The following is a 12,014-nucleotide window of genomic DNA, read 5'->3' as shown; positions in this document are numbered from 1 at the left end:
AAACATGTTCAATGACCTGAGTCGCCTCGGTAAATACCTCGGTCAGGCCGCGCGCCTGATGGTCGGCATGCCCGACTACGACAACTACGTCGAGCATATGCAAACCAAACACCCGGACAAGCCGGTGATGAGCTACGAGATGTTCTTTCGCGAACGTCAGGAAGCACGTTACGGCGGCAAGGGTGGTCCGAAGTGCTGTTGAAGCACAGAGACTAGGCAACATCCCACTGTAGGAGCCGGTCGGTCGGCGAGGTCTGAATTGACCTCGCCGGCGGGCTGGGCTCCTACAGTTTTTTCAGCCCAAGGGAGATCTTCGTTTTGTCAGCACCCATCCCCGTCACCGTCCTCAGCGGCTTTCTTGGCGCGGGCAAGACCACGCTGCTGAGGCACCTGCTCAAAGCCGAGCACGGCCTGAAAATCGCCGTGATCGAGAACGAATTCAGCGACGCCGGTATCGACACCCAACTGTTGGGGGCCGAGCCGGTGCAAGTCATGACCCTGTCCAACGGCTGCGTCTGCTGCACCATCCACACCGACCTGACCAAGGCGCTGTACCTGCTGCTGGAGCGACTGGACAGCGGTGAAATCGCCTTCGACCGCCTGGTGATCGAGTGCACCGGGCTGGCCGATCCGGCGCCCGTGGCCCAGACCTTTTTTATCGATGAAGAGCTGCGCGAGCGCTACATCCTCGACGGCATCATCACCCTGGTGGACGCCGCGCATGCCGAGCACCACCTGACCCAGACCGTCGCCCAGGCCCAGATCGGCTTTGCCGACCGGCTGCTGGTGAGCAAGCGCGATCTGGTGGATGAAGCAACCTTCAACGCCCTCAGCGAACGCCTGACCCGGATCAACCGCCGGGCGCCGATTCGCGTGGTGGAGCACGGCCAGATCGACCTGGCCGAGCTGCTGGATGTGCGCGGGTTCAACCTCAATGCCGACCTGGGCGGCGGCGTCAGCTTGCGTCCGGTGAGCAAGGCGCCTTCCATCGATCGTATCTCCAGCCTGGTGCTGCGCACCGACCAGCCGCTGGATATCGAAAAACTCAGCGAGTTCATGAACGAGCTGCTGGAAGATCACGGCAAGCAATTGCTGCGCTACAAAGGCGTGCTCAATATCGCCGGCGAACCGCGGCGCATGGTGTTCCAGGGCGTGCTCAAACTCTACGGCTTCGATTGGGACACCGAATGGGCCGAAGGCGAAGCCCGGGAAAGCGTGATTGTGTTTATCGCCGACGACCTGCCGGAAGAAAAGATTCGTGCAGGATTTGCACGAGTGGCTGCGAGCTAAGGCCCACCCCTCTGTGGACAGGCCCGGCCACCGCACAGGCGTGCGGCAGCCGGCCGGCCCGAGCCGGGCTTAACGTGCGCCCAGCAGCCTGGTTTCCAGATGGTCCAGGTGCTGGTTCATCAAAACCTCCGCTGCCTGGGCATCCCCGGTTTCCAAGGCATCGACAATCGCCGAGTGTTCCTGCCAGGCGCAGTAGTTGCAGGCCCGGGATTCATGGTGGGCGATGGCCAGGGACGTCAGCGGCACCAGGCTGGCCAGAAAATGCGCCAGCGGCCCGTTGCCCGCCACCTCGGCCAATTGCAGGTGGAACTCGCCGGACAGGCGAATGGCCGGCCCGCGCTGATCCCGTTCGATGGCCTCGCGTTCGCGGGCAATCAGTTGGCGCAGGGGCAGCAAGTGCCGGGGTCGTGGTTGCTGGCAGGCCAGGCGCACCAGGGTGATTTCGGTCAGGCGTCGGGCATGCAGGATCTGCCGGGTCTGCTCGATGTCCGGCGCCGCCACCTGTGGCCGGTGGTTGGGGCGCAGGATGATCACCTGTTGATGGGACAGGCGGGCCAATACCTGGCGAATGATGCTGCGGCTCACCCCAAAGGCCAGACCGAGGCTTTCTTCGGTGACGCGGCTGCCGGGGGTGATGCGCTGTTCGAGAATGGCTTCAAAAATCTGTGGATAGACATCGTCGACCAGCAGCTTTCTCTGGCCCCGGCCCAGGCGGGGCAGGGCGCCGCTGGGGATGAATGCATGATTGTTCAAGGCGCAGCTGGCCATGGCCTGTCTCCAGTCCGGTTGCCGATATGAAGTGGTCTACATCGGGTCAGTGACCCAGGTTGTCATCCGGGATGTTCAGTTCGATGCCCATGCGCTGGCCTTCCTGGAGGATATGCTTGCGCATCTCGGCGCTGGCCAGCGCGCTGTTCTTGTTGCGGATGGCCCGCACCACCGCTTCGTTTTCCTGCAGGCGCTCGGCCAGGTGTTCCGGCGAGTTGCGCAGGATGTCCGCGCTCTGTTTCAGCGCGTTGCTGGTCTGTTGCACCACGTTCTGGAAGATCGGGTTGGAGGTCAGGGCGAACAGCTCTTCATGGAAGGCGATGTAGGCGTTCATCCCGGCTTCGCTGTCATTGGCGTCGAGGGCTTCGCGCATGTCCATCAGGGTCAGGCGCAATTGCCCGACTTCCTTGCTGCTGATGGACTGGGCCACCAGGCCGACGATAAAGGGCTCAAGGGTGTAGCGCAGTTGCAGCACGTCTTCCAGGCTGGCACCGGCGACGCTGCTGGTGCTGATCGATGATTCGCCGAGGGTGGCTTCGAGCACCAGCACGCCCTTGCCGGGCAGGGAGCGCACCAGCCCCAGGGTTTCCAGGACGATCACCGCTTCGCGCAGGCTTGGACGACTGATGCCCAGTTGTTCGGCCAACTCGCGTTGCCCGGGCAGCATGTCGCCGCAGCGCCATTGGCCACGGGCCAAGGCTGCCCGCAGTTTTTCCACCACTGAATTTACCACCGTCGACGAGCTGATCACTGTGCACTCCATGGGTATCGGTAACGCCGCCATCGGCGGGCGCTGATTGTTGTGCCTGCCGTCGGCAGGCACAAGTGTTGCCTAGAACTCCTGCTGATGGGCGGACGCTGCCGGTTTACGCGGCTGGAAGCCGTAACCCTGCTGGCCGCTCAAGACCTTGTTGGCGCGCTGCAGGTCGATGTCTTTTTCCCAGCGGGCGATGGCCACGGTGGCCACGCAGTTGCCGATCAGGTTGGTCAGGGCGCGACCGATGCCCATGAACCAGTCCACCGCCAACACCAGGACCAGGCCGACCACCGGAATCGCCGGGATCGCAGTCAGGGTCGCGGCCAGAATCACCAGCGCCGAGCCGGGTATGCCGTGGGCACCTTTGGAGGTAATCAGGGACACCAGGAGAATGGTCAGCAAGTCCGACATCGACAGCGGCGTACCCGTGGCGTTGGCGATAAACACGATGGCCAGGGTCAGGTAGATGGAAAACCCATCGAGGTTGAACGAGTAGCCGGTGGGGATCACCAGGCCCACCGTGGAGCTGCCGATCCCCAGGTGTTCGAGCTTGCGCATGATCTGCGGCAGCACGGCGTCGGATGAGGCGGTGCCGAGCACGATCAGCAGTTCTTCACGCAGGTACTTGAGGAACGGCAGCATGCGCAGGCCCGACAGGCGCATCACCAGGCCCAGGATCACTGCGACGAACGCGAAACAGGTCAGGTAGAACAGCCCCACCAGGCTGCCCAGGTGCTGCAGCGAATCCACGCCGTACTTGCTGGTGGTGAAGGCGATGGCGCCAAACACGCCGATCGGCGCCAGGCGCACGATCATGCCCATGATGCGGAAGATCACGTGGCTGAGTTCGTTGATCAGCCGCGAGATGCCGGAGGCGGCTTCACCCACCAGGTTCAGGGCGCTGCCGAAGAGCACGGAAAACAGCAGGACCTGGAGGATGTTGTTGTCAGCGAAGGCACCGATCACCGAGGTCGGGATCAGGTTCATCAGGAACTGCGCGGTGCCCTGCATGTGCTGGCCGCGTTGGGCGATGTCACCCATGTCGGCGCTGGACAGCTGATCCAGATGGATGTTGGCGCCGCTGCCAATGCCGGTGCTGAAGGCCATGACCAGGCCGATCACCAGGGCAATGGTGGTGAGGATTTCGAAGTAGATGACTGATTTGAGGCCGATACGCCCGACCTTTTTCAGGTCGCCGGCACCGGAAATGCCGCTGACCACCACGCAGAACACGATCAGGCCGATCAGCATCTTGATCAGCTTGATAAAGCCATCGCCCAGCGGTTTGAGTTGTGAGGAGAATTCGGGAAGGGTGAGTCCGCAAACGACGCCGAGCATCAGTCCGAGAACAACCTGGAGGAAAATTGAACGCGAGCACCATCTGAGCATGAGGAGGATCCTGATCGGTGTCCTGTCTGCCGTGCGCGTGAGCGCTTGCGGATCCAGGACTTAATTATTGTGGTCTTACCGGTATGTCCAGTGCAGGCGCAGTCTACGCTCGGATTTTATGGGTTTACAAGGGGGATGTCGGAAATTGGCATGACCGGTCTGACCAGTGGTGTTACTCAGACAGTCGGGGGTTTTAAGGGGGACGGTGTGCCTGGGGTGTTTGTGGGGAGGAGGGCCTGCGCTGGTTTTATCTGGCACACAAAACCCCCACGCACAAAAAAGCCCGGCACCAGGGCCGGGCTTTTCTACTGCGTTATGCGGGCTATTAAGCGCCGTATACCGGCAGCTTCTTGCAGATGGCCTTGACCTTCTCGCGAACGGCGTCGATCACCGCTTCGTTATTCAGATCAGCCAGGATGTCGCAGATCCAGCCAGCCAGTTCCTTGCACTCGGCTTCCTTGAAGCCGCGAGTGGTCACGGCTGGAGTGCCGAAGCGCAGGCCGGAAGTGACGAACGGGGAACGTGGGTCGTTCGGTACCGAGTTCTTGTTCACGGTGATGAAGGCTTTGCCCAGAGCGGCGTCAGCGTCCTTACCGGAGATTTCCTGCTTGATCAGCGACAGCAGGAACAGGTGGTTTTCAGTACCGCCGGAAACCACGTCGAAACCGCGCTCGATGAACACGCCGGCCATGGCCTTGGCGTTCTTGATCACTTGTTCCTGGTAGGTCTTGAACTCAGGCTGCAGGGCTTCCTTGAAGCAGATGGCCTTTGCGGCGATCACGTGTTCCAGCGGGCCGCCCTGGGCGCCCGGGAATACGGCGGAGTTCAGCTTCTTCTCGATGTCGGCGTTGGCGCGAGCCAGGATCAGACCGCCACGTGGACCGCGCAGGGTCTTGTGGGTCGTGGTGGTGACCACATCGGCGAATGGCACCGGGTTCGGGTAGACGCCAGCGGCGACCAGACCGGCTACGTGAGCCATGTCCACGAACAGGTACGCACCGACCTTGTCGGCGATTTCGCGGAAGCGCGGGAAGTCCAGGATCTGCGAGTAGGCAGAGAAACCGGCCACGATCATTTTCGGCTTGTGCTCGACCGCCAGGCGCTCGACTTCGTCGTAGTCGATCAGGCCGTTGGCGTCGATGCCGTATTGAATGGCGTTGTACAGCTTGCCGGAGGAGGAAACGCTGGCGCCGTGGGTCAGGTGACCGCCGTGGGCCAGGCTCATGCCCAGGATGGTATCGCCAGCCGACAGCAGGGCCAGGTATACCGCGCTGTTGGCTTGGGAGCCGGCGTGGGGCTGGACGTTGGCGTAATCGGCGCCGAACAGCTCTTTGGCGCGGTCGATGGCCAGTTGCTCAACCACGTCGACGTATTCGCAGCCGCCGTAGTAACGCTTGCCTGGGTAGCCTTCGGCGTATTTGTTGGTCAATACCGAGCCTTGAGCTTCCATCACCGCTGGGCTGGTGTAGTTTTCCGAAGCGATCAGCTCAATGTGCTCTTCCTGGCGCTGAGCTTCTTGCTCCATGGCGGCAAAGAGATCGGCGTCGTACTTGGCAATAGTCAAATCACGGCTGAACATGGCGGTCCTCAAGGATCGGGGGCAGAAAAGGGAGGCATTCTAACCCAATGGGTTTTAGATGGCATATGAAAGGACATCATGTCGCACAGAAGCAGCGTTCAAGTGACGAGCTGCAAGCGGCAAACGGGTCGTTTTTCTCTTGCAGCTTGTCGCTTGAAGCTTGCCGCGGCTTCTAGTCGAACATGAAGAGTGCGTCGTTGCTGAACTGGGCTTCGAAGCGATTGGCCGGCATCGGGCGGCCGAACAGATAGCCCTGGACCTCGTCGCAACCGTGTTCACGCAGGAAATCCAGCTGTTCGTGGGTTTCCACACCCTCGGCGATCACCGCCAGGTTCAGGCTGTGGGCCATGGCAATGATGGCGCGGGCGATTTGCGCGTCCTGCTCGCCGGACGGCAGGCCATCGACGAAGGTTCGGTCGATTTTCAGCACGTCGATCGGGAACTGCTTGAGGTAGTTCAGCGATGAGTAGCCGGTGCCGAAGTCATCGACGGCGATGCTCAGCCCCAGGTTTTTCAGGCCGGCGAGAATCTGCATGGCCTCGCTGACTTCGCGCATCAGGATACTTTCGGTCAGTTCCAGCTCCAGGCACGCCGGCGGCAGGCCGGTTTCCTTGAGGATGGTGGCGATCCGCGTGCCCAGCTGGCCGTCGGAGAACTGCCGCGCCGAGATGTTCACCGAGACTTTCGGCACCCGGACCTTGGCCTGGTGCCAGGATTTGAGCTGGCGACAGGCCTCGCTGATCACCCAGTCACCGACATCTACCACCAATCCGAGTTCTTCGAGTACCGGGATGAAGTCCCCCGGCGGCACCAGCCCGCGCCGCGGATGCCGCCAGCGCAGCAGGGCCTCGGCCCCGGTCAGGCGCTTGCCGTCACCGCTGAATTGCGGCTGGTAGTAAAGGACGAATTCTTCCTGCTCCAGGGCGTGGCGCAGGTCGCTTTCCAGCTCCAGGCGCTCCAGGGCGCTGGCGTTCATGTCCGCCTGGTAGAACTGGAAGTTGTTCTTGCCGCGTTCCTTGGCGTGGTACATCGCGGTGTCGGCGTTCTTCATCAACTGGCTCAGTTCATTACCGTCCTGCGGGCTCAGGGCGATGCCGATACTGGCGGTGACAAAGAACTCGCGGCCCTCGAGCACAAAGGGTTTGACCAGGCTGGCGAGAATCTGCTCGGCGACGTGGATCGCCCGGTTCAGCGCCATTTCACGGCTGGCGCGAGGCTGCAGGAGCAGGGTGAACTCATCGCCGCCCATGCGCGCCACGGTGTCGTCATCGTCGACGCAGCCCAGCAGGCGCGTGGCCATTTCCTTGAGCATGCGATCGCCTGCGGCATGACCCAGGGAGTCGTTGATCGGCTTGAAGCGGTCGAGGTCGAGGAACATCAGCACCACCCAGGACTTCTGCCGTTCCGCCGATTGCAGAGCGGTGTGCAGGCGGTCCTGGAACAGGGTGCGGTTGGGCAAGTGGGTCAGGGCGTCGTAGTAGGCCAGGCGGTGGATCCGCTGCTCGCTGGCCTTGCGCTCGCTGATGTCACTGAAGAAGCACACGTAGCTGGCCAGGTCGCCTTCGTCATCCAGCACCGCGGTAATCCCGACCCAGGCCGGATAATGCTCGCCATTGCGCCGCTTGAGCCAGACTTCGCCTTCCCAGGTACTGTGCTGGTGCAGTTGCTTGAGCACATAGCGCAGGTGGGCTTCCTGCTGTTCGTCGACGGTCAGCATGTTCGGCAGCTGGTCGAGTACCTGGGACACCGCGTAACCGCTGACCCGGCTGAAGGCCTCGTTGGCCTGCACGATATAGCCGGCCGGGTCGGTGATCAGGATCGCCGAGGTCGAGTGTTCGAAAACCGTGGCAGCCATGCGCAGGTCTTTTTCCGCACGGCGTTGCTGGCTGATGTCGCGGCCGACGCCGAGCACGCCTTCGAACGCCCCGTGCTCGTCCCACACCAGCACCAGGCGCAGCTCGATGGGAATCTTGCGGCCGTCGGCGCGCAGGCAATCGAACAGGAACAACTGGGTCTGCACCTGGCTGCGCAACTGCGCCAGTTGCTCGGGTTTGTCCAGGGCCTTGCTGACCCGGTCCATCAGGGCATAGATGCCGGTCAGTTGCTGCGGGTTGGCGATGGTCGATTGCCAGCCGTTCTGGAAGATCCAGTCCACTCCATAACCCAGCACCGCCAGCACCGACGGGCTCACGTAGTTCAACGACAGCTTGCTGTCGGTGGAGAAAATCACGTCGCTGATGCTTTCGGCGAGCATCCGGTAGCGTTGCTCGCTGTCGCGCAGGGATTCGCTGGCCTCGATCTGGTCGGTGATGTCCTTGGCCACGCCGATGATCCGCGTGACCTGGTCGTGCCGATCCCGGGCCAGCGCCTGTTCGCGGATCTCGAAACGCCGCCATTGGTCGCTGCGGTGGCGAAAGCGCAGTTGGCATTGCAACAGCTGGGCATAACCCGAATGCCGCTGCTCCTGGCGCAGGCGGTGGTAGAGGTCGGCGTCTTCCGGGTGCAGCAGGATCTCCCAGAAGTACTCGCCCATCTGGTGCAGTTCGGTCTTGTTGTAGCCCAGGGTCTGCCCCAGGTGATGGTTGCTGAAAATCATGCGCTGGCTGATCACGTCCTGCACATACAGGTGATCGGGCACGGTGCGCACCACGTCCGACCAGAAACCTTCACGCTCCAGCAGCGACAGTTCGATCAGCTTGCGGCTGGTGATGTCACTGATGCTGAGGATCACCGCGCGGTAATCGCTCGGGTCTTCCGGCAGGCGCAGCACCAGCCACAGATGCTGGTCCTTGCCCTGGGCATCGCTGAGCTTGATTTCCAGCTCCAGCTGCTTTTGGCGGGTGAGCACGGCATCCAGCAGTTGAATGCCGATGGCGTTGCCGTTGAGCGGGCAGCCGTCGATCAGCAGTTTCCAGGCGCTTTCGCAGGCGTCGACATTCAGCAGGCGCAGGGCGACCTGGTTGACTTCGGTAATGCGCAGTTCCTGCAACAGTTGCAGGCGCTGCTCGGAGCTCTGTTGCAGCCAGTGCCTGAGCTGCTCGCTGGTGCGCAGTTGCAGCTTGTCGAGCAGAATCGGGAGGCCGGAGATATCCAGCACGCACAAGGCCACGCCGGTGCCTTCGAAAATATCCTGGTAGCGGCGCCGACCTTCGTGCAATTGGCGCTGGCGCCGGCGCATGTTCAGCAGGGCGATCACCGGAATCAACGAGAAAGCCAGGCCCAGCAGGCATTTGCCGATAAAGGCCGGCAACAGTTGCTCGATGACCGCGCGCTCATCGAACAGGCCGCGCAATTGCCAATCGCTATTGCCCAGGGGCGTGACCAGCACGGTGTTGGCCATTTCATCGGGCGAAAGCTGGCCGGGTGTGGCGCTGCTGCTTTCATCGCGGCTGATGACTTGCTGGGTCAGGCGGTTTTGCACCACCCACACCGGGCGGAAGCTTTCATCGCTGTGCCGGGTCAGGGTCTGGAAGAAGCTCGGGGCCACCCGCAATACCCAGTAGCCCTTAACCGCGCCGCTGGGCTGGTGCAGTAACAGATACACCACCGAACCCTCCGGGCCGTTGCCGAAGAAGTAGCGCTGGGCGTGGCTGCGCTCGACCAGTTTCGCCAGCCAGGCCGCATCCTGGCTGTCGGTGGCGCTGTCACTCAGCACTTGGCCCTGGGCATCGAGCAGGGCGACGCTGCGAACATCCGGCAGGGACAACTGGAGTCTTTTCAGCAGTTGCTGCTGTTGCTCGGTGTCGTGGGGCTGTTCGACGATCGGTAGCAGGTTGAGGGCAATCTGCGCGTTCAGCGCCAGGTTCAGGCTGAGGTGATCAGCCAGATCGGCGCTGTAGTCGATGGCATGTTGGTGCTGGTCTTTACGGGTTTGCTGCAGTTGGTCGAGCAACTGCCAAAACAGCAGGGCGAGCAGAAGCAGTACCAGCGTTGCCAATCCCCCCTTCAGGGTGCCGCGCAGGGGAGAGCCGGGCGCAGAGGCGATTGCGCGCACGGAAGATGGCGGAATGACATTGGACAAGCTGTGATCCTGCGGTTTGGCTGGACTGGCGCGACGTGCACTATAAGCCGGACGCCCGAAGGGCGGCTAGCATGCCTTGAGTTGTGGCAAAGTGCCAGCCCCGCCTGGCTGGACCTTAGTCATCCGTTGAGGTAGCTTTGCCGGTTACGCGGGAGCGTTCCAGCTCCAGACAATCAGGCATTTACCGCTCGCGGGTATTGATCACGATCAACGCCCGTGCCGCGCATGGCCTGGCCCGGGCTCTGCCCGATCTATTCATCAGTCACTGACGCTAGGTTCACCATGGCTCAATACGTCTTCACCATGCATCGGCTGGGAAAAGTTGTTCCGCCGAAGCGGGAAATCCTCAAAAACATTTCGCTGTCATTCTTCCCCGGCGCCAAGATCGGCGTACTGGGCCTCAACGGTTCGGGTAAATCCACCCTGTTGAAAATCATGGCCGGCGTTGACACCGAGTTCGACGGTGAAGCACGCCCGATGCCAGACCTGAACATCGGCTACCTGCCGCAAGAGCCACAGCTGGACCCGACCAAGACCGTGCGTGAAGTGGTCGAGGAAGCGGTCAGCGTGATCAAGGACGCCCAGGCGCGCCTTGACGAGGTGTATGCCGCCTACGCCGACCCGGATGCCGACTTCGACAAGCTGGCCGCCGAACAGGCCAAGCTCGAAGCCATCCTCCAAGCCAGCGATGGTCATAACCTGGAGCGCCAGCTGGAAGTCGCCGCCGATGCGCTGCGCCTGCCGGCCTGGGACGCCAAGGTCGAACACCTGTCAGGTGGCGAGAAGCGTCGTGTGGCCCTGTGCCGCCTGCTGCTGTCGGCCCCGGACATGCTGCTGCTCGACGAACCGACCAACCACTTGGACGCCGATTCCGTCGCCTGGCTGGAACACTTCCTCCACGACTTCCCGGGCACTGTGGTCGCGATTACGCACGACCGTTACTTCTTGGACAACGTTGCTGGCTGGATTCTGGAGCTCGACCGTGGCGCCGGCATTCCTTATGAAGGCAACTACTCGGGTTGGCTCGAAGCCAAGTCCGACCGTCTGGCTGCCGAATCCAAGCAGCAGTCGGCTCACGAAAAAGCCATGAAGGAAGAACTGGAGTGGGTGCGCAAAGGCGCCAAGGCCCGCCAGTCCAAATCCAAGGCTCGTCTGCAACGCTTCGAGGAAATGCAGTCCCAGGAATTCCAGAAGCGCAGCGAGACCAACGAGATCTACATCCCGGCCGGTCCGCGCCTGGGTGACAAGGTCATCGAATTCAAGAACGTCACCAAGGGCTATGGCGATCGCGTCCTGATCGACAACCTGTCGTTCAGCATGCCTAAAGGTGCCATCGTCGGCGTGATCGGCGGTAACGGTGCAGGTAAATCCACCCTGTTCCGCATGCTGATGGGCAAGGAACAACCGGATTCGGGCAGCATCGAAGTCGGCGAAACCGTGCAGCTGGCTTGCGTGGATCAGAGCCGCGACGACCTGGATGGCAGCAAGACTGTTTTCCAGCAGATCTCCGACGGTTCCGACCAGATCCGCATCGGCAACTACGAGATTCCGTCCCGTACCTACGTCGGTCGTTTCAACTTCAAGGGCGGCGATCAGCAGAAGTTCGTCAAGGACCTGTCCGGTGGTGAGCGCGGTCGCTTGCACCTGGCCCTGACCCTGAAGGAGGGCGGCAACGTCCTGCTGCTCGACGAACCGTCCAACGACCTCGACGTTGAAACCCTGCGTTCCCTGGAAGAAGCCCTGCTGGACTTCCCGGGCGCCGCCATTGTGATCTCTCACGATCGGTGGTTCCTTGACCGCGTCGCGACCCACATCCTGGCGTACGAAGACGACTCGCAAGCGGTGTTCTTCGAAGGCAACTACACCGAGTACGAAGCCGATCGCAAGAAGCGCCTTGGCGAAGCGGCTGCCCAGCCGCATCGCGTACGGCACAAAAAACTGGCCTGATCGGGTCGGTTGGAACAAAAGCGGAGCCTTCGGGCTCCGTTTTTTTTGCCTGGCGATTGTTGCCAGAGGGGAAGTTGAACAAGGGGAACTGCTCAATCGGCGAGCGGTTTCAGAGGTGACCGGAATCGGGCGATCGGGTTAATGTTGATCCTCGTTTCGGTGCACAAAAATCGGCTTTTCAGGGGCTGATTTATATCTAATGCACCATTTAAATTCATAACTGCGACATTTTGCGCTGTCGCGGTGCGAATCGAATTGCTAAA

At 61.6% G+C, this 12,014-nt stretch carries 8 protein-coding genes; 3 read left to right on the top strand and 5 right to left on the bottom strand.

What is annotated here, in order from left to right; all coding sequences use genetic code 11:
• The first annotated feature begins 4 nt into the window (after positions 1 to 4).
• Both AC19YX_RS29260 and yjiA read left to right on the top strand, forming a co-directional pair.
• Positions 5 to 202 carry a YbdD/YjiX family protein gene (locus AC19YX_RS29260; protein ID WP_007895266.1) on the top strand — a complete coding sequence of 66 codons (198 nt, stop codon included), beginning with the start codon at positions 5 to 7 and terminating at the stop codon, positions 200 to 202.
• A gap of 116 nt (positions 203 to 318) precedes the next feature.
• Entirely contained in the window at positions 319 to 1,290 is a 972-nt protein-coding gene (gene yjiA, locus AC19YX_RS29255; RefSeq protein ID WP_500607644.1) for a GTPase, read from the top strand.
• A 69-nt stretch (positions 1,291 to 1,359) separates the two neighbouring features.
• On the opposite strand, the gene AC19YX_RS29250 is transcribed toward yjiA, so the two are convergent.
• The 5 genes from AC19YX_RS29250 to AC19YX_RS29230 form a co-directional block, all read right to left on the bottom strand.
• Positions 1,360 to 2,058: a GntR family transcriptional regulator gene (locus tag AC19YX_RS29250; RefSeq protein ID WP_500607643.1), complete on the bottom strand. Its 699-nt coding sequence runs from the start codon at positions 2,056 to 2,058 to the stop codon at positions 1,360 to 1,362.
• Positions 2,059 to 2,104: 46 nt separating this feature from the next.
• The gene (locus AC19YX_RS29245) at positions 2,105 to 2,809 is read right to left on the bottom strand and encodes a FadR/GntR family transcriptional regulator (protein ID WP_078471744.1); all 705 of its coding nucleotides are present in this window, start codon (positions 2,807 to 2,809) and stop codon (positions 2,105 to 2,107) included.
• Between the two features lie 81 nt (positions 2,810 to 2,890).
• On the bottom strand, positions 2,891 to 4,204 hold the full coding sequence (locus tag AC19YX_RS29240; RefSeq protein ID WP_421549000.1) for a C4-dicarboxylate transporter DctA: 1,314 nt from the start codon (positions 4,202 to 4,204) through the stop codon (positions 2,891 to 2,893).
• Between the two features lie 325 nt (positions 4,205 to 4,529).
• Positions 4,530 to 5,783 carry a serine hydroxymethyltransferase gene (glyA, locus tag AC19YX_RS29235; protein WP_201128075.1) on the bottom strand — a complete coding sequence of 418 codons (1,254 nt, stop codon included), beginning with the start codon at positions 5,781 to 5,783 and terminating at the stop codon, positions 4,530 to 4,532.
• 172 nt (positions 5,784 to 5,955) lie between these two features.
• Complete coding sequence (locus tag AC19YX_RS29230) at positions 5,956 to 9,804, bottom strand: sensor domain-containing protein (RefSeq protein ID WP_500607642.1); 3,849 nt, start codon at positions 9,802 to 9,804, stop codon at positions 5,956 to 5,958.
• A 282-nt stretch (positions 9,805 to 10,086) separates the two neighbouring features.
• Here AC19YX_RS29230 and ettA point away from each other — a divergent pair, with 282 nt between their 5' ends.
• Positions 10,087 to 11,751, top strand: a complete 1,665-nt coding sequence (gene ettA / locus AC19YX_RS29225) for an energy-dependent translational throttle protein EttA (protein WP_020296430.1) — start codon at positions 10,087 to 10,089, stop codon at positions 11,749 to 11,751.
• Positions 11,752 to 12,014 lie beyond the last annotated feature (263 nt).

This window comes from Pseudomonas sp. MF09150 (assembly GCF_059862355.1).
The sequence above is the reverse complement of the archived record's forward strand: the minus strand, read 5'-3'. Positions and strand labels throughout refer to the sequence as shown.